The sequence below is a fragment of the uncultured Devosia sp. genome (assembly GCF_964244875.1).
Taxonomy (GTDB): domain Bacteria; phylum Pseudomonadota; class Alphaproteobacteria; order Rhizobiales; family Devosiaceae; genus Devosia.
Genome location: NZ_CAXTKA010000004.1, coordinates 62,147 through 78,929 on the forward strand (window position 1 = coordinate 62,147; position 16,783 = coordinate 78,929).

Here is a 16,783-nt window from a genome sequence, read left to right on the forward strand (position 1 = left end):
GGAACCCGCCATGTGCCGCAGCATCAAGACCCTGTTCAATTTCGAGCCGCCCGCCACTGGCGACGAAATCCATGCGTCCGCCCTGCAATATGTGCGCAAGCTGTCGGGCTCCACCCATCCTTCGCAAAAGAACCAGGCCGCCTTCGAACATGCCGTGGAGGAAATCGCCGCAACCACCCGCCGCCTGCTCGCCGCGCTGCAAACCGATGCGCCCCCGCATGACCGCGCAGTGGAGGCCGCCAAGGCCCGCGAACGCGCCAGACAACGTTTTGGCTGAACCCGCGACGTATGCCGCACCCTGCTCAATCGCCGCGACCTCTCATCGCTTTTTCCATCCATCCTGGACAGGAAGTCTTAATCGCCGCCGCGCTAGTGTTCACACATTATGCACCACGCCAGCCGCGCCATCCTGCCAGCCGCTTTTTCGATGGTCCCGGCTCCCGCCGCGGACGTCGGCCTTTTCCCTGATTTCAGGGCCGTTCTCGAGCGCCTGCGCCGAAAGCTCGACGTGGATTTTGCCTCGCTCCGGCTGATCGAGGGCGACACGCTCTGCCTGGCTGGCGCCACCGGCGAAGCGTTTCCCCTGCTGGCGGGCGAAACCGCCTTTGCCAGCCGCGCCCTGCGGGCTCTCCATCCCTTCGTCGTGCCCGACGCCGCCAACGACCAGCGGTTCAGCGCTGACTCCAGCGTCACCGGCCCGTCCGGCATGCGTTTTTTTGCCGGCATTCAGCTGATTCTTGCCTCTGGGCAAACCATTGGCCTGCTGAGCCTGTTCGCCGCCAATCCGCGCAGCCCCGCAGCGGCGGCACGCCTAGCTGAACTTGCCGCCGACTTGATGGTCCCCCGATCTGCCTTCGCTACGATTGCCGGCCTCAACGCGCGTCTCGCGGCCCAGGCCGGCGTGATCGAGGCGCAGGCCGCAGCCCTGGCCAACGCGCAAAAAACCTTCGAACGCGCCGCCGCCACAGCACGGATCGGCGTCTGGGAATGTGACCTGCGCACCGAAGCGCTGAGCTGGACCGATGGCGTCTATGACATCTTCGAGTTTCCCCGCGGCGCCTCCATCGATCGCCCGCGCACCTTGCGCTGCTATGCGCCGCAATCGCGTGCCCTGCTGGAAACGCTGCGCCGGCGCGCCGTCGAGCATGGTACCGGCTTCACGCTTGATGCCGAGATCACCACGGTCAAGGGCAACCGGCGCTGGATGCGTCTGACCACCAGCGTCGAGCTCGAAAACGGCGTTGCCGTGCGCATCTTCGGCATGAAGCAGGATATCACCGAGGAAAAAATCCTCGCCGATCGCACCCGTTATCTGGCCGAGTTCGACGTCATGACCGGCCTGGCCAATCGCAGCCAGTTCCAGTCCCGGCTCGCTGCCTTCGAAAGCGGCGGCACGGCTGGCGCCCTGCTGCTGGTCGATCTGGACGGCTTCAAGCAGATCAACGACACTTTCGGGCACGCTCTGGGCGACGAGTGCCTCAAGCAAACTGCCTTGCGCCTCACCGATGTCTGCGACAGCGCCCAACTGGTCGCCCGCATCGGCGGCGACGAGTTCGCCGTACTGCTTGGTCCCCACATCGCTCGCGACGCTATCGAAGCCACCGCCGCAGCCATCGTTGCCGTCCTGTCCCAGCCGGTCACCTGCGGCGATGCCGAACTGCGGTTCGGCGCCTCGGTCGGCATCGCCTTCGGCAATGGCACCCCCGAATTGTTCAAGCAAGCCGACGCCGCCCTCTATGCCGCCAAAGCCGGCGGCCGCAACACCTTCCGCGTCTTTGGCAACCCATAGACCATACGCAAAACCGACGGATAATCACCAGACCTAAGTCCGGCTATTGGTGCTGTCGCGGATGACCAGATCCGGATCGATCATCGTCACCCTTGGCTCCGGCAAGCCATCGCCCGCCGCGATCAGCCCGATCAGCCGGTCTACCGCCAGTTCGGCCACCGTGTGCACAGCGTAATTGACGCTCGACAGCGGCGTTGCCGCGTGCTCGGCAAATTCGATATTGTCAAAGCCGATCAGCGCTACATCCTTGGGCACGCGCAAGCCGTTCTTCTGCGTCCAGCGCAGCGCCCCGATCGCCAGTGAATCATTGGCTGCGAACACCGCCGTGATCCCACTGGCTGCGGTCATCAGCCGGTCCATTGCCCAATAGCCGCGCACCACCGAATGTCCCTGTGGGTCTGCCGATAGCGCCGGCTCGAACGCCAGCCCCGCTTCGCGCAGCGCCTGCCGGTAGCCGTCGCGTTTTTCAGCATTGCCCGAAGGATCGTCACTGTCGATGATGCCGATGCGCCTATGCCCGATATCGATCAGGTGCCGCACCGCCCGATAGGCGCCGCGTCGCTCGTCGATGCACACTGCGTCGATCCCCGCATCGGGATCCGCCACCAGCAGCACCACCGGATACCGGGCTGCCCGCAAGCGCCTGATATGCTCGAGGTTCCGATGGCTGCGCGGATAGATAAGCATCCCGTCCACCTGCCGCGAGCGGAACATCTCGATCACCTTCTTTTCCTCGGCTAGCTCGTTATTGGAGGTGGCGAACAGCGTCGAATAGCCCCGTTCCGCCAAGGCCAGTTCGATCCGCTGCGCCACCTGCGTCAGCATCGGATTGGTGATGTCGGTCAGCACCAGCCCGATCGTCTTGGTTTCGCGGCTGACCAGCGATTTGGCCACCTGATTGGGCGCATAGTTCAGCGCCCCTGCCGCCGCGCGAATGGTAACCTGCGTTTCCTCGGGAATACGCGCGCTCCCGCGCAGCGCCAGCGATACGGTATTGACCGAAAAGCCGGTCCGCTCCGCGATATCCTTGAGCCGGGTGATCGATCTGCCCATGGCCTGCTTCAGAGCCCCTCGGTCAGTCCCAGTCCGGCCCCCAGCTCGGATCGATTTCGCGCTGTCCGCGATCCACTCCCTCGATCATTGCGATCTCGTCGGCAGTCAGTTGCACCTTGAGCGCCGCGAAATTGGAGCGGATCCGTTCCGCCTTGCTCGATGTGGGAATGGCGCAATAGCCCTTGGCCAGCTCGAACGCCAATGCCACCTGCTCCGGGGTTGCCCCATGCTTGTCGGCAATGGCACGGATCACTGGTTCGCCGCCCAATGCCCCCCGTGCGATCGGCAGGTAGCACGTCACCGATATTCCGTTTTGCACGCAATAGTTTGCCAGCGTCTGGTTTTGCATCCACGGGTTCAGCTCGAACTGGTTGTTGGCGATCGGCAAGTCGCCCAACACGGCTTTGGCCTGTTCGAGCAGCGCGATGGTGAAGTTGGAAACCCCCACCAGCCGCGTCAGCCCCAGCGCCTGCGCCTCGGCCAACTGCTCGATATAGACCGGCAGCGCCACCTCCTCGTTCGGGGATGGCCAATGGATCAGCGTCAGGTCCACCCGGTCCAGTTTCATCTCGTCCAGGCTGCGCTGGAGCGATGGCACCAGCGCGCCCTTGCCGAAATTGCCGGGCCTGATCTTGGTGGTGACGAAAACCGTGTCCCGCGCCAATCCCGAGCGCCGCACCGCCTCGCCCACTTCGGCCTCGGTGCCGTAATCCTGCGCCGTGTCCAAATGTCGATAACCAGCCTCCAGCGCCACCAGCATGGCGGCGATTCCCTCCGCCCCCCGGCGGCCATAGGTGCCAAATCCCAAGGGGGGAATACCGTATTGATTTACCATGATTTTTCTCCTCGCATCTGTGCTTGGCCGGGGGTCGGATTGTCCACAGCCGGGACATGTCGCCGCCGGGGTGTCAATTTTTTTATTGACGGATCGTTCCGGATGACCTTAGTTTAACGATAATACAGCTTGCAAGAGCTGTTCTGATCAAGAGCAGAGCAATCTGCCCGCTGGTGTGAACAAGGGAGAGGACTATGGCCTTTCGGTGGAGCCGATGGTCGCCGCAACTGGCTTTGGTGCCGGCGGTGGCCGTGACCGCAGTCGCCTTTGTCGGCGCGATCTGCTGGACCGTCTACCTGTCGCTGACGCGCAGCCGTCGCCTGCCCGAATACGAGATCGACTGGTCCGAGCCGCTGCGGCAATACACCCGCCTGTTCGCCGACGATGCCTGGGGCATCTCGCTACGCAACCTGATCATCCTGGGCCTCGGCAGCGCCCTCTCCATCGTCTTCGGCTTTATCCTCGCCGCCCTGATCGACAAGGAAAAACGCGGCGAATCCCTGTTCCGCACGGTGTTTCTCTACCCTCTTGCCGTGTCCTTGATCGTTACCGGCACTGCGTGGCGCTGGCTGTTCAATCCCGAATATGGCGTGCAGAACGCCCTGCATTCCATCGGGCTGACCTGGGTTAACGCCTCCTGGCTCGCCTCGGGCGAAACCGCCATGTACGGCATCATCCTGGCTTCGGTCTGGCAAAGCTCGGGCTTCTACATGGCCTTGATGCTGGCCGGACTTAAATCCATCAATTCCGAAATCTGGAGTGCGGCGCGCCTTGATGGCGTCAACATGTTCCGCCTCTACACCGAAATCATCATTCCCATGATGAAGTTCACCTTCGTCACCTGCGCCATCCTGCTCTCGCTGGGCGTGATCAAGGCCTATGACGTCATTGTCGCCATGACCAATGGCGGCCCCGGCCAGTCCACCTACGTGCCGGCTTATTTCACCATCCAGGCGCTCTCGGCCAAGGGCAATCTCGGCTTTGCTTCCGCCGCCGCCGTGATGATGCTGGTCATCACGGCCATTATTTTCCTGCCCTTGGTGCTGCTTACCGCTTGGCAGCAACGCCGCACCGGAAGGACCGCCACATGAGCGATCTCACCATTGCCCAACGCACCCTTGGTGCCGAAGTCGCCGTGCGCAGCGCGCCCTATTATCCGCGCAAGGCCAAGACCATCACGCCGCGCTCGATTGCGGTGCTCGTCTTCCTCTCCATCTGCGCCATCTTCTTTTGCGTGCCGCTCTACGTGGTGATCGTCACCTCGTTCAAGTCCATGGACCAGATCCGCGAAGGCGCGATTTTCGCCCTGCCCACTATCTGGACGCTGGAAGCCTGGGACCACGCCTGGAACAGCGCCTGCTCGGGCACCAGTTGCAACGGCCTCAAGGTCGGCTTCTGGAACTCCGTCCAGATTCTCTTTCCCTCGCTGCTGCTGTCGATCGCCATTTCCATGGTCACCGGCTATGCCCTGGCGCTGTGGAACGTGCGCTGGGCCGGTGCCTTCCTCTTCATCTTGTTCATCTGTGCCTTCGTGCCCTTCCAGATCATCATGTTCCCGCTGATCTCGATGACCGCCCAGCTCAAGGTCTATGGCAGCATCTGGGGCGTCGCGATCATTCATGCGGTCCTCGCCATGCCGGTGCTGACTCTGATCTTTCGCAATTACTACAAGGACATTCCCCAGGAGATCATGAGCGCCGCCGTGATGGATTCGGGCTCCTTCTGGAAGATTTTCGTCGAGATCATCCTGCCTATGAGCGGCAATATCCTGATCGTGGTGCTGATCCTGCAGATTACCTCGATCTGGAACGACTATCTGATCGGGGTGACCTTCGGCGGCCTGGGCGGCCAGCCCATGACGGTCAACCTAGCCAATCTCATCACCATCTCGACCGGCACCACCCGCTACAACGACAACATGGCGGCCGCCCTGCAGACCGCCATTCCGCCCCTCGTCATCTATTTCTTCGTCGGCAAGCTCTTTGTTCAGGGCATCACCGCCGGCGCCATCAAGGGTTGATCCATGCCACGCGTAAGCTTCGAGCACATCACCAAGACCTACGGCCAGGTGCCCGTCCTCAAGGATCTCAACCTTGCCATTGATGACGGCGACTTCCTGGTGCTGCTCGGTCCGTCCGGCTGCGGCAAGACCACTCTGCTCAATCTTCTGGCCGGCCTTCTCGATGTCACCGACGGCCGCATCATGATCGGCGAGCGCGACGTCACCGATATCGATCCTAAGGATCGCGGCCTGGCCATGGTGTTCCAGTCCTATGCGCTCTATCCCACCAAGACCGTCTATGGAAACCTCAAGTTCGGCCTTTCGGCCAGCAAGCTGCCCAAGGACGAAGTCGAGCGCCGCATCGCCTGGGCCGCCAAGCTCCTCCAGATCGAGCCGCTGCTCGACCGCAAGCCAGCCCATCTGTCGGGCGGCCAGCGCCAGCGCGTCGCCATCGGCCGCGCCTTGGTGAAAAACGTCGGCGTCTTCCTCTTTGACGAGCCGCTTTCCAACCTCGATGCCAAGCTGCGCACCGAAATGCGGCTCGAGATCAAGAAGCTGCACGATACGCTGAGCACCACCATCGTCTATGTCACCCATGACCAGATCGAAGCCATGACCATGGCCACCAAGATCGCCGTCATGAACGGCGGCGTGATCCAGCAGTTCGGCACCCCCGATGAGATTTACGAACAGCCCGCCAACCTCTTCGTTGCCGGCTTCATCGGCTCCCCGGCCATGAACCTGCGCCAGGCCAGGCTGGCGATCGCCGGCGGCAAGAGCGAAGTGGTCTTTGCCTCAGGCGTGCGGTTCGATGTGTCCGATTACCACTTCATGAGCCCTCCCGCCGATAGCGCTGCGGTCATCCTGGGCCTGCGCCCGGAACATTTCGCCGTCGGTGCCGGCACGCCCGCCGACAGCGCCGGAATGTTCGAGGTGCCGGTGCAATATGCCGAGCGCACCGGCCCCGATGCCAGCGCCTATTTCAAGTTCGAAGACGCTTTTCTTGCCCTCCGGGTCGATCCGGACATCGCGGCCGCTTTAAAGCCCGGCCAGCAGGTGCCCATTCGATACCTTAAGGGCAAGGCCCACCTATTCGACGCCCAGACCGGGCAGCGAATGTAACAATGACATCAACGGGAGAGAGAACGATGTTGCGAAAAACCCTGGCCGGCCTGGTCGCTGGCCTCATGCTGACAACCGCCGGCGGCGCCATGGCGGCCGATCTGGTGATCTACCACACCTGGTCTGCGGGACCCGAAGTGGCCGCGCTCAATGTGCTCAAGGCCGGCCTTGAAGCCAAGGGCGACACCTGGACCGATATCGCCATTCCTCACGATACCGGCTCCAACGTGAACCTGATGAGCATGGTCACCGGCGGCACCCCGCCCAACGTGTTCATGGAAGCCAATCCCGGCGTTTACCGCGATCTGGCCGGCATGGGCGTCGGCTTCCCGCTGACCCAGTGGTACGCCGACAACAATATCCTGCCCAACCTGCCGGCCTCCGTGGCGGCCTCCATCACCGTGGACGGCGAGGTCCTCAAGGTGCCGACCGCGCTCCATATCGACGGCATGGTCTATTACAATATGGAAGTGGCCAAGGCCGCCGGTGTCGATCCGGCCAGCTGGACCTCGCTCGAAGCCATGTTTGCCGACTTCCCCAAGATCCGCGACGCCGGCTATACCCCGCTCGCCGTTGGCAGCCAGCCCTTCCAGGTTGGCTACCTGACCCATGCCCTGGTCGCGGCCGTGGCCGGCACCGATATCTATAACCGCATCTATGGCACCGAGGTCGACCCAACGGCGCTGGACGATCCGGCTTTTGCCAAGGTGCTCGAGGATTTGCGTCTGTTTGCCAATGAAGCCGGTCCCGAGGCGCAGAACCGCCCCTGGAACGAGACCACCAACCAGGTGATCACCGGCAAGGCGCTTATGCAGATTCACGGCGACTGGATGAAGGGCGAATGGCTGGCGGCCGGCAAGGTTGCCGGCACCGATTTCGGCTGCATCGAGATCCCCGGCGCCCAGGCTGTCGTCGCCACCGTCGACGCGTGGGGCCTGCTGGGCGGCGTCTCCGACGAGGTCAAGACTGCCGAGCTCGACTTCGCTTCGGTGGTGCTCGACCCGGCCACCCAGGCCAAGTTCGCCGCCGCCAAGGGCTCGACCCCGGTTCGTCTCGACGCGCCGGCCGAAAGCCTCGATGCCTGCTCCAAGAACGTGCTGACTATCCTCTCGGACCCGGCGCGCCAGGTGCAAAACCCGCATAACACCGCGGACGCGGATTGGGAAAACTCGATCTGGGAAGTGGTGTTCAACTTCTGGAGCGATCCGTCCATGACCGTCGAGGACGCCATCGCCCAGCTGCATGAAAACTACGAAACCATTCTCGGCTAGGTTTCCTCCCCAGGAAGGCGGCCCGGAGTGCATTGCTTCGGGCCGCTCTATTGTCAAACAACTCATGGACGACTGATATGGACAAGCGCTTGCTTGATGAAGACGCGGTGATGCAGATCTGCTTCGTCACCGACGATGTGGTCAAATCCGCCCAATGGTTTTCCGACCTGACCGGCAAGCCGGTTCCCAAGGAAGGCAAGGCCGCCGAACCCGATGAAGCCCAGGCCATCTACATGGGCAAGCCCGCCGAAGTGGGCTGCCGCATCATGATGTTCAAGTTCGGCAATATCGACGTCGAATTCCTCCAGCCCGGCCTCGAAAAAAGCGCCTGGCGCGACCTGCTGGAACAAAAGGGCCCCGGCTGCCACCACATCGCCTTCAAGACCCGCAACCTGACCCAGCGCGACGCCTATCTCGAGGGCAAGGGCCACAAGCTGCTGCAACGCGGCGAATTCGACGGCTCCCACGGCCGCTACGCCTATTACGACACCGTCAAGGACCTCGGCGTCATGATCGAACTCCTCGAGTTCGAAAGCGATAAAGAGCCGCAGAACTAGACACCTTCACTGCTCTCTCGGGTCGGAGACCTTAACCAGCCACCCAGCCAGGCAGGACCCCTCACCAGTCTCGCGCTACGCGCGATCAACCCTCTCCCTCAAGGGGCGAGGGTTGGCTTTCAATTCGATCCAACCACAGAGCCCCCCTTCTCCCCTTGAGGGAGAAGGTGCCCGAAGGGCGGATGAGGGGTCTCTTACCTTTTGAGGCCCAGCCATGACCTACCCCATTGCCTACCAGCTCTATTCCTCCCGCAACTTCCCCCCGCTGGCCGACCAGTTGCCCATACTCAAATCCATGGGCTACGACGCCATCGAGCCCTGGCTGCCCGCCTACGAAGCCGACCCGGCGCTGTTCCGCCGCCAGCTCGATGACGCGGGCCTTCTCTGCTACGGCTTCCACATGCCCCTGGCCGGCCTCGTCGCCGATCCCGACCGCTATATCGACATCGCGCTGACGCTTGGCGCCACCGTCCTGATCCCCCCTTATGTCACCGCCGAAGAGCGCGAAGATACGCCCGCCTATTGGCAGGGTCTTGGCCATAAGCTCGCCAATGGCGCCGCCGCCGCCAAACCGCACGGCCTCAAGGTCGCCTGGCACAACCACGATTTCGAATATCGCCCGCTCCCTGACGGCTCGCGCCCCATTGATCACATTTTCGCAGAAAGCGGCGACGCCTGGTTCGAGATCGACTGCGGCTGGATCGCGCGCGCCGGTGCCGATCCCGCCGCCGAACTCAAGCGCTATGCCGACCGCATCATCGCCATCCAGCTCAAGGACACCGCCCCCCTGGGCACCAGGCAGGATGACGGCTGGACCGCCACCGGCGACGGCATCATTCCCTGGGCCCACCTCGTTCCCCTGTTCCGCGCCACCACCGCCGACCACCTGGTCGCCGAACACGACAATCCCAGCGACTGGCAGGATTTTGCCCGCCGCTCCATCGATCACATGAAGAAAATCGGGCTGTAACAGCGAGCATCGTCGCCGTTGCGCTACGCTATCCCCACCCACGACGTCATTCCCGCATGCGCGGGAATGACGTCGCTATGAAGTAATGGGTTCGCGAACCTGGCAGTCTGACCAGCATGAATTGCTGCCTACTCCGCCGCCACCAATACCTGCCGCCTTGCATCCACCGGCGATATCCCGAACCGCCGCTTGAAGCACGTCGCGAAATACTGGCTCGAGGAAAACCCGCATTCATAAGCCACCGCCGTCACCGCCACATTGCGCTGCTCCACCAGCATCCGGCGCGCCGCATCCAACCGCATCATCTGCAAATAACGCACCGGCGTGATATTGGTCAGCGCCAGGCAATGCTGGGTAAATTGCGTGCGCGACAGATTGCATTCAGCCGCCATGTTCTCCAGCGTCCACCCTTCGTCCAAGGCATGTGCCAGGCGGTTGAGAAAAATTTGCACCGTCCGCTTGGAATGGGCCAAGGCCTGGTCCAGCACCGGCGCCTGCGCCTCGATCTGTTCCATGAAATGCATGAGCATCATCGAAATGGTCAGCCGCAGCCGGATTTCCCCACTCTCGATATCGCCCGTCGCCACGACGTCGGCGATCTGCTCGAAATCGCGCGTGACCTCGCGGGATGCCTGGTAGAACGGCTGCTCGTTGCGCGACAGAAATTCGGTGAGCCGCTGCTGGTCACGCTCCGGCCAGGCCAGCCAGTCCGGCCATAGCCACGGGTCGTGCGGCCGGCGCGTCCCCATGTCGAACAGCACCCAGACGATCTGGCTCGCCACGACATTGGGATCGCCAAAGGCATGCAATTGCCAGGGCCGCACCACGAACATCTGCCCTTCCTGGATTTCGTGCCGTTGCCCGTCCAGCGTCAATGCCAGGCTGCCACGTGCCAGATAGGCGATCTTGACGCCCTCGTTGCAATGCAGCTTGAGCCCCCAGTCCTGCGGCGCCGCGGCATCCCATCCGCCGACCGAGCACACTTGCGGCAAGGCATCGCCGAGCGGCTGTCCCGGATAGCCCCGGCGCGTCCAGGCGCTCAGCGTCACCTTGCCGGCCAGGGATGCGTCGAGCAGGTCCTGGCAATTGCCCGCATAAAGCAGTGCTCCGGGTTCCCGGAACACCGCTGGCCGATCCGGTGCCGCAGCGGTGACTTGCATTGTGCCCTCGTGTTCAAAATTTACCGGTGCGCCATTTCGAACGCCAGCGCCATGCATCTGAATAATGATTGTTCCGGGCAAGACGCTTCACGATCCTAGGGAGGGGACACCGGAAAAGTCAACGCTGCAGGCGGGTTCACCCCCTGTCGCCGACAGCGGGCCAGGTGCCGAACCTTCATCAAAGGTCAGCATCCCTGACGTTCAAAATTGCTGCCAACACTTGCAAGGTTCCATGCCTTGCTCGCAACTATCGGACTTTGGGTCAAACGTGTGCATTGCACGGCATCCCGGGTTCTAAAATACTGAACGCCTAACAAAAGCCCGCAAAAGGGCTTGTGAGGAGAAGCATGCAGGTCGGCATCAATTTGCTGTGCCTTAGCGGGTTTATCGAGGCGCAACACCTGGTCCGGATCAGGCGCTTGAAAGCGCTTGGCTATGACGGCGTCGAGATTCCGGTCCTGCGCGGCGATGTGGAGCATTACACCTGGCTCGGTCGGCAACTTGACGAGATCGGACTGCGTCGCTGTTGCACCGCCGTTATTCCCTCGCCCGACGCCAGCCCCGTCAGCAGCGATCCACAAATCCGGCAGGCTGGTGAAAAACACCTCGATTGGGCCCTCGATTGCGCCATTGCACTCGGCGCCGAAAGCTTGGGCGGACCGCTTCACGCCCCCATCGGCCATTTCACCGGGTCGGGCCCCACCGAGAGCGAACTGAGCTATGGGGCCGAGGCGCATAACCGCCTCGCCACCCGCGCCGAGGCGAACGGAATTTACATCAGCCTGGAACACCTTAACCGCTTCGAGACCTATTTCCTCAACACCATGGACCAGGCCCGCGCCTATGTGGATCGCGTCGATCACCCGGCGCTGCGCATCATGTACGACACCTTCCACGCCAATATCGAAGAGCAGAGCCAGCCCCGCGCCATCGCCACCCTCGGCAAATCCATGGGTGTGCTGCATATTTCGGAAAACGACCGCGGCATTCCCGGCCGCGGCCACATTGATTTCTCCCAGGTCTTCGACGCTGTTCGAACAACCGGCTTCGACGGCTGGGTAACCCTTGAAGCCTTCGGCGCGGGCCTGCCCGAACTCGCTGCCGCCACTCGCGTCTGGCGCCCGCTTTTCCCCGATTTTGAAACCCTGTTCGCCGAGTCCCTCGGCTTCATCCGCGCCGGCTGGCAGGCTGCGGCATGACCGATACGCCCGTCATCGAAATGGCCCATATTTCCAAGGCATTCCCCGGCGTCCGCGCCCTGGGCGATGTGAGCTTTGCCTGCCATGCCGGGCAGGTGCATGCCTTGGTTGGCGAAAATGGCGCCGGCAAATCCACTCTCATCAAGATTCTGTCCGGCGTTTATCGCCCTGATGCAGGCGATATCCTGCTCAACGGGCACAAGGCCAATTTCCGGCATCCCGTTGAGTCCCTGCGTGCCGGCATTTCGGTGATCTACCAGGAGTTCTCGCTCCTGCCCGAACGCACCGTGGCGCAGAACATTTTTCTCGGCCGCGAACCGCGCCAGGGCCTTGTCCTCGATACCGCCGCCATGCGCACCGAAACGCGCCGCGTGCTCGACCTGTTTGGCGCCGGCGCCCGCGTCTCGCCCGATGCCCTGGTCGCCGATCTCGATGTCGCCACCCAGCAGATGGTCGAGATTGCCAAGGCCATCTCGCTCGATGCCCGCGTCGTGGTCATGGACGAGCCCACCGCCGCACTCAACGAAGCCGAGTGCGATGCCCTGTTCACCACCATCGACAAGCTGCGCGAACGCGGTACCGCCATCATCTACATCACCCACCGCATGCGCGAGGTGACGCGCCTGGCCGATCGGGTTACCGTGCTCAAGGATGGCGAAGTGGCAGCCCGCTTCGACACGCCGCCCGCTCCCGACGCCATCGTGCGCGCCATGGTCGGCCGCGATATCGCCGATTATTACGCACCGCCAGCCACGCCAGGGGAGATCGGCCCACCCGTGCTGAGCGTCAGCAATGGCGCTAACGCGGTCCTTCACGACATCAATTTCGAGCTGCGGGCCGGCGAGATCGTCGGCTTCGCCGGCATTCAGGGCGCCGGCCGCGTTGCCCTGGCCATGGCCCTGTTCGGGCAGGTGCCCTTCACCACCGGCACGGTGACCCTCGATGGCGCCAATGGCGCCTTCCGCAGCCCCCGCGATGCCATCCGGGGCGGCCTTGGGCTGTTGCCCGGCGATCGCAAGGCCGAGGGGCTGGTGCTGATGCAATCGGTGCGCGACAACGCCATGCTCACCGCCCGCGCTTTTGCCAATCTGGGCGCCACCCACGCCGCCAATGCCAATGCGACCCTGGCCAGCATGGATGGCCTGCTCGACCAGATGGACGTGCGCGCCGCCTCCTATGATCAGGACATCAAGTTCCTGTCCGGCGGCAACCAGCAAAAGGCCATCGTCGCGCGCTGGCTGGCGCTCAAGCCCAAGGTCTTGATTTTCATCGAGCCCACCCGCGGCATCGACGTCAACGCCAAGGCCGGCATCTACCGCCTGATGCGTGACCTGGCGCGCGCCGGCACCGCCATCGTGATGATTTCATCCGACCTGCCCGAGATCATCGGCGCTGCCGACCGCATCCTGGTCATGCGCGCCGGCACCATCGTTGCCGAATTCGCCCATGCTCCAACCGAAACCGAGATCATGCTGGCCGCGACCGGCGAAACCGAGGTGGCCGCATGAGCGATGTCGCCACCGCCCCGCCCCGCTTCACCTTCCGCTTCGACCGCTGGGCGCCGGCGCTGCTCCTGGCCATTGCCCTCCTGGCCTATGGACTGATCGCTCTTGCCACCGGACAAACCCAATATCTGACTGCCGACAATCTCGTCTCCATCCTGGGCCGTTCCATCGCCTTGGGCATCACCGCCGTCGGGCAGACCTTCGCCATCCTGGTCGCCTCGATCGACTTGTCGGTCGCCAGCCTCATCTCGGCCACCTCCGTTCTGACCTCGGTGATCATGAACGGCGATCCGGGCATGGTCGTCCCCGCCGTAGCCGCCGCCCTGGCCTTGGGTCTCCTCGTCGGCCTGGTCAACGGCCTCATCATCACCCGGCTGGAGGTGAACCCCCTGATCGCCACCCTGGGCATGAGCCTGATCATCCAGGGGTGCCTGTCGGCTTTCGTCTCCAATTTCGCCGGTTCCGTCCCGGCCGAATTCCAGATCTTCGCCTATGGCGGCGTCGGCAACCTGCCCTATAGCCTGCTGTTTTTGCTGGCTCTGGCGATCGCCGCCTGGTTCATCCTGCGCTTTACGCGCTTCGGCTCCGATATCTATGCCGTGGGGGGCAACAAGGATGCCGCCCGGGTCGCCGGCATCAAGACCAGCCGCGTCATCATCGGCGCCCATGTGGCGTGCAGCCTCTGCGCCGCCATGGCCGGGCTTTACCTGGCCAGTCGCCTCCGCTCGGGCGCGCCGTGGATCGGCAGCGACGGCGTCTATGACCTGGAATCCATCGCCGTCGTCGTCATCGGCGGCACCATTCTCGCCGGCGGCCGTGGCGGCATCTGGGGCAGTATGGCCGGCGTCATGATCTTTTCGCTGATCGACTCCATCTTCAACCTGGCCGGCGTCGATGCCTTCGCCAAGCAGGTCCTGCGCGGCATCATCATCGTGGCCGCCGTCGCCTTCTATGCCGCCCGCTCCAAGAGGCTGGTGGCATGAGCGAACAAACCTTGCCCCGCGCCGAAAAACGCCGGCGCCTGCCGCAGATCAACCCGGTCTATGTCGTCCTGGCCGCGCTGATCGTCGCCATCATCGTGCAGAATCCCGCCTTCATCGAGCCCACCGGCTACATGAACTTCCTCAAGCGCGCCGCCCCGCTGGCCATCCTCGCCGCCGGCCAGCTCTACGTCATCGTCTCGGGCGGTTTCGATCTATCGGTGGGTTCGGTCATTACCCTGGTCGTCGTCGGCTCCTCCATGCTGCTCAACAACGACCCCGACGCCACCTGGTGGGTGATCGCCACCATGTTCGCCATTGGCGCTGGTGTCGGAATGATCAATGGGTTGGTGGTTTGCTACCTCAAGGTTCCCTCGTTGATAGCAACCTTGGGCATGATGATAACGCTGAACGGCGTTGCTTTCATGTGGTCCGGCGGCTCGCCGCGCGGCTATCTCACCGACCAGTTCCGCTTTTTCGGGCGCTTCAATATCCCCGACCTGCCCCTGATCCGCATCCTGCCCGTCGCTCTTTTGGTGCTGATTGTGCTCGGTTTCGCCCTTTACTGGCTGATGCACCGCACCAATCTGGGCCGCATGATCCATGCGATTGGCGATAATCCGCGCGCCGCCAATCTCGCCGGCGTGCCGGTCAATCGCGTCCGCATCCTGGCCTTCATGGTCTCCTCGCTCTCGGCCGTGGCGGCCGGCATCATGCTGGGCGGCTTTGCCGGCGTCTCCACCGATGTCGGCCTTGGCTATGAACTGCAGGCGATCACCGCCGCCGTGCTCGGGGGCGCCCAATTGCTGGGCGGCCGCGGCTCGGTGCCGGCCGCCATTGCCGGCGCCTTGACGCTCAACGCCATTTTTACCCTGCTCAATTTCCTCGGACTGCCCCAGCCGGTTCGGCAGGTGGTCCAGGGCCTCATCCTGATCGCCGCCGTGGCTCTGGCCATGTATCGGCGCAAACATACCGGGCGCTAAGCCCAAAGCCTATTCACGCGGACGTGGAACACCCCGCCGCGCGAACGACGACCGCAGCAACCCCAAGGGAGGAACGACTATGAAGAAGATTTTGGCTTTGGCGCTCGCCGCCGGGCTGGCATTGAGCGGGGCCGCTTCTGCGCAAGCCCCCAATTTCGATGATCCGGCCGAATTGGCGCGCCAGAAAGAACTGCTGACCACGACCCCGATGGGCCCCGAGGGCAAGCCCTGGGAACAGTATCTGGTCGATACCATGAAGGACACCACCGCCCTTAAGAAAGAGGGCCCCTATACGGTGTGCTTCTCCAATGCCGGCGTCAACAATCCCTGGCGCGTGGTCGGTTTTACCGACCTGCAGCAGGAAGTGCTCGCCCATCCTGAAATCGGCGAACTCGTCCATGTCGACGCCGAAGGCTCTGACGACAAGCAGATCGCCGATATCGACGACCTGCTCGCCGGCGGCAGATGCTCCATCCTGATCGTGTCGCCCAACACCACCGCCGCCCTGACCCCGGCCGTCGAGAAGGCCTGCGCCGTGCTGCCGGTCATCATCTTCGATCGCGGCGTCAACACCGATTGCCCGGTCACCTTCGTGCATCCGGTGGGCGGCTACGGCTTTGGCGTCCAGGGCGCCGAGTTCATCGCCGCCAATGTGGAAAAGGGCGCCAACGTTTTGATGCTGCGCATCCTGCCCGGCGTCGACGTGCTTGAAACCCGCTATTCGGGCGGCAAGCACGTGCTCGAGGACGCTGGCCTCAACATCGTCGGTGCCGAATTCACTGACGGCGACAATGCCAAGACCAAGTCCATCGTCGAGGACTATCTGCAGCGCGGCACCATCGACGCGGTGTGGATGGATGCCGGCGCCACGGCCGTCGCCGCCATCGAGGCCTTCGAGGACGGCGGCTATGAAGTCCCCGTCTTCGTGGGCGAAGACCAGCAGGATTATCTGCAGAAGTGGAAGGAACTGGGCCTGACCGCCATTGCACCGTCCTACCCCGCCTACCAGTGGCGCACGGCGATCATCGCCGCCGTCAAGGTGCTCAAGGGTGAGCCCGTTCCGAGCCCGGAATGGATCCTGCCCCAGCCCTCCATCACCCAGGACGCGCTGGACAGCTACATCAATACCGCCATGCCCCCGCTGCACTATGCCCTGTGCGGCTGCGAAGACATGGCCAACTACCCCGCCGCCTGGGGCGGCAAGTAGGCTGTACCAGCCCGACGACCAACTTGGGCGCTCCTTGGAGCGCCCTTTTTTTGTTGAAAAAATCGAGACTTGTGAGGGAGCCTCGCTGCCAAAAATATTGACAATCGGGTTGCCGCCTGTCCTTTCCCCGATGTAACCTTTTGCGGTGCA

Annotated in this window: 16 protein-coding genes; 13 read left to right on the forward strand and 3 right to left on the reverse strand. The window is 63.1% G+C overall.

Features of this window, described 5'->3' with window-relative positions; genetic code table 11:
- Window positions 1-10: 10 nt before the first annotated feature.
- Window positions 11-277 (forward strand): DUF2277 domain-containing protein, encoded by a 267-nt coding sequence (locus ACFE8X_RS06595; RefSeq protein ID WP_375450657.1) that lies wholly within the window; start codon window positions 11-13, stop codon window positions 275-277.
- A 108-nt stretch (window positions 278-385) separates the two neighbouring features.
- Entirely contained in the window at window positions 386-1,789 is a 1,404-nt protein-coding gene (locus ACFE8X_RS06600; RefSeq protein ID WP_375450658.1) for a diguanylate cyclase domain-containing protein, read from the forward strand.
- Between the two features lie 33 nt (window positions 1,790-1,822).
- On the opposite strand, the gene ACFE8X_RS06605 is transcribed toward ACFE8X_RS06600, so the two are convergent.
- Together ACFE8X_RS06605 and ACFE8X_RS06610 are read right to left on the reverse strand one after the other, a co-directional pair.
- Window positions 1,823-2,842, reverse strand: a complete 1,020-nt coding sequence (locus ACFE8X_RS06605; protein ID WP_375450659.1) for a LacI family DNA-binding transcriptional regulator — start codon at window positions 2,840-2,842, stop codon at window positions 1,823-1,825.
- 22 nt (window positions 2,843-2,864) lie between these two features.
- Window positions 2,865-3,677, reverse strand: a complete 813-nt coding sequence (locus tag ACFE8X_RS06610) for an aldo/keto reductase (protein WP_375450660.1) — start codon at window positions 3,675-3,677, stop codon at window positions 2,865-2,867.
- 194 nt (window positions 3,678-3,871) lie between these two features.
- Between ACFE8X_RS06610 and ACFE8X_RS06615 the strand changes: the two genes are divergently transcribed.
- The 6 genes from ACFE8X_RS06615 (at window position 3,872) to ACFE8X_RS06640 (ending at window position 9,599) form a co-directional block, all read left to right on the forward strand.
- Complete coding sequence (locus ACFE8X_RS06615; protein ID WP_375450661.1) at window positions 3,872-4,768, forward strand: carbohydrate ABC transporter permease; 897 nt, start codon at window positions 3,872-3,874, stop codon at window positions 4,766-4,768.
- A complete protein-coding gene (locus ACFE8X_RS06620; protein ID WP_375450662.1) occupies window positions 4,765-5,697 on the forward strand; it encodes a carbohydrate ABC transporter permease in 933 nt (310 codons plus the stop codon). The genes ACFE8X_RS06615 and ACFE8X_RS06620 overlap by 4 nt, the downstream gene beginning before the upstream one ends.
- A 3-nt stretch (window positions 5,698-5,700) precedes the next feature.
- The gene (locus ACFE8X_RS06625; protein WP_375450663.1) at window positions 5,701-6,801 is read left to right on the forward strand and encodes an ABC transporter ATP-binding protein; all 1,101 of its coding nucleotides are present in this window, start codon (window positions 5,701-5,703) and stop codon (window positions 6,799-6,801) included.
- A 26-nt stretch (window positions 6,802-6,827) separates the two neighbouring features.
- Window positions 6,828-8,072, forward strand: a complete 1,245-nt coding sequence (locus ACFE8X_RS06630; protein ID WP_375450664.1) for an ABC transporter substrate-binding protein — start codon at window positions 6,828-6,830, stop codon at window positions 8,070-8,072.
- Between the two features lie 77 nt (window positions 8,073-8,149).
- Window positions 8,150-8,629 (forward strand): VOC family protein, encoded by a 480-nt coding sequence (locus tag ACFE8X_RS06635; RefSeq protein ID WP_375450665.1) that lies wholly within the window; start codon window positions 8,150-8,152, stop codon window positions 8,627-8,629.
- 214 nt (window positions 8,630-8,843) lie between these two features.
- Window positions 8,844-9,599, forward strand: coding sequence for a sugar phosphate isomerase/epimerase family protein (locus ACFE8X_RS06640; RefSeq protein ID WP_375450666.1), 756 nt, complete (start codon window positions 8,844-8,846; stop codon window positions 9,597-9,599).
- 128 nt (window positions 9,600-9,727) lie between these two features.
- On the opposite strand, the gene ACFE8X_RS06645 is transcribed toward ACFE8X_RS06640, so the two are convergent.
- Complete coding sequence (locus tag ACFE8X_RS06645; RefSeq protein ID WP_375450667.1) at window positions 9,728-10,759, reverse strand: helix-turn-helix domain-containing protein; 1,032 nt, start codon at window positions 10,757-10,759, stop codon at window positions 9,728-9,730.
- 347 nt (window positions 10,760-11,106) lie between these two features.
- On the opposite strand from ACFE8X_RS06645, the gene ACFE8X_RS06650 reads away from it, so the two are divergent.
- The 5 genes from ACFE8X_RS06650 to ACFE8X_RS06670 all read left to right on the forward strand — a co-directional run bounded on the left by ACFE8X_RS06650 (window position 11,107) and on the right by ACFE8X_RS06670 (window position 16,633).
- On the forward strand, window positions 11,107-11,958 hold the full coding sequence (locus ACFE8X_RS06650; protein ID WP_375450668.1) for a sugar phosphate isomerase/epimerase family protein: 852 nt from the start codon (window positions 11,107-11,109) through the stop codon (window positions 11,956-11,958).
- Window positions 11,955-13,466, forward strand: coding sequence for a sugar ABC transporter ATP-binding protein (locus tag ACFE8X_RS06655; RefSeq protein WP_375450669.1), 1,512 nt, complete (start codon window positions 11,955-11,957; stop codon window positions 13,464-13,466). Before ACFE8X_RS06650 ends, ACFE8X_RS06655 begins: the two co-directional genes overlap by 4 nt.
- Window positions 13,463-14,446 (forward strand): ABC transporter permease, encoded by a 984-nt coding sequence (locus ACFE8X_RS06660; protein ID WP_375450670.1) that lies wholly within the window; start codon window positions 13,463-13,465, stop codon window positions 14,444-14,446. The genes ACFE8X_RS06655 and ACFE8X_RS06660 overlap by 4 nt, the downstream gene beginning before the upstream one ends.
- Window positions 14,443-15,426 carry an ABC transporter permease gene (locus ACFE8X_RS06665; protein ID WP_375450671.1) on the forward strand — a complete coding sequence of 328 codons (984 nt, stop codon included), beginning with the start codon at window positions 14,443-14,445 and terminating at the stop codon, window positions 15,424-15,426. The genes ACFE8X_RS06660 and ACFE8X_RS06665 overlap by 4 nt, the downstream gene beginning before the upstream one ends.
- 79 nt (window positions 15,427-15,505) lie before the next feature.
- Window positions 15,506-16,633, forward strand: coding sequence for a substrate-binding domain-containing protein (locus tag ACFE8X_RS06670; RefSeq protein ID WP_375450672.1), 1,128 nt, complete (start codon window positions 15,506-15,508; stop codon window positions 16,631-16,633).
- Window positions 16,634-16,783 lie beyond the last annotated feature (150 nt).

Coding starts and splice junctions, on each gene's coding strand:
- ACFE8X_RS06595 (WP_375450657.1), top strand. CDS start 11: ATGTGCCGCAGCATCAAGACCCTGTTCAATTTCGAGCCGCCCGCCACT.
- ACFE8X_RS06600 (WP_375450658.1), top strand. CDS start 386: ATGCACCACGCCAGCCGCGCCATCCTGCCAGCCGCTTTTTCGATGGTC.
- ACFE8X_RS06605 (WP_375450659.1), bottom strand. CDS start 2,842: ATGGGCAGATCGATCACCCGGCTCAAGGATATCGCGGAGCGGACCGGC.
- ACFE8X_RS06610 (WP_375450660.1), bottom strand. CDS start 3,677: ATGGTAAATCAATACGGTATTCCCCCCTTGGGATTTGGCACCTATGGC.
- ACFE8X_RS06615 (WP_375450661.1), top strand. CDS start 3,872: ATGGCCTTTCGGTGGAGCCGATGGTCGCCGCAACTGGCTTTGGTGCCG.
- ACFE8X_RS06620 (WP_375450662.1), top strand. CDS start 4,765: ATGAGCGATCTCACCATTGCCCAACGCACCCTTGGTGCCGAAGTCGCC.
- ACFE8X_RS06625 (WP_375450663.1), top strand. CDS start 5,701: ATGCCACGCGTAAGCTTCGAGCACATCACCAAGACCTACGGCCAGGTG.
- ACFE8X_RS06630 (WP_375450664.1), top strand. CDS start 6,828: ATGTTGCGAAAAACCCTGGCCGGCCTGGTCGCTGGCCTCATGCTGACA.
- ACFE8X_RS06635 (WP_375450665.1), top strand. CDS start 8,150: ATGGACAAGCGCTTGCTTGATGAAGACGCGGTGATGCAGATCTGCTTC.
- ACFE8X_RS06640 (WP_375450666.1), top strand. CDS start 8,844: ATGACCTACCCCATTGCCTACCAGCTCTATTCCTCCCGCAACTTCCCC.
- ACFE8X_RS06645 (WP_375450667.1), bottom strand. CDS start 10,759: ATGCAAGTCACCGCTGCGGCACCGGATCGGCCAGCGGTGTTCCGGGAA.
- ACFE8X_RS06650 (WP_375450668.1), top strand. CDS start 11,107: ATGCAGGTCGGCATCAATTTGCTGTGCCTTAGCGGGTTTATCGAGGCG.
- ACFE8X_RS06655 (WP_375450669.1), top strand. CDS start 11,955: ATGACCGATACGCCCGTCATCGAAATGGCCCATATTTCCAAGGCATTC.
- ACFE8X_RS06660 (WP_375450670.1), top strand. CDS start 13,463: ATGAGCGATGTCGCCACCGCCCCGCCCCGCTTCACCTTCCGCTTCGAC.
- ACFE8X_RS06665 (WP_375450671.1), top strand. CDS start 14,443: ATGAGCGAACAAACCTTGCCCCGCGCCGAAAAACGCCGGCGCCTGCCG.
- ACFE8X_RS06670 (WP_375450672.1), top strand. CDS start 15,506: ATGAAGAAGATTTTGGCTTTGGCGCTCGCCGCCGGGCTGGCATTGAGC.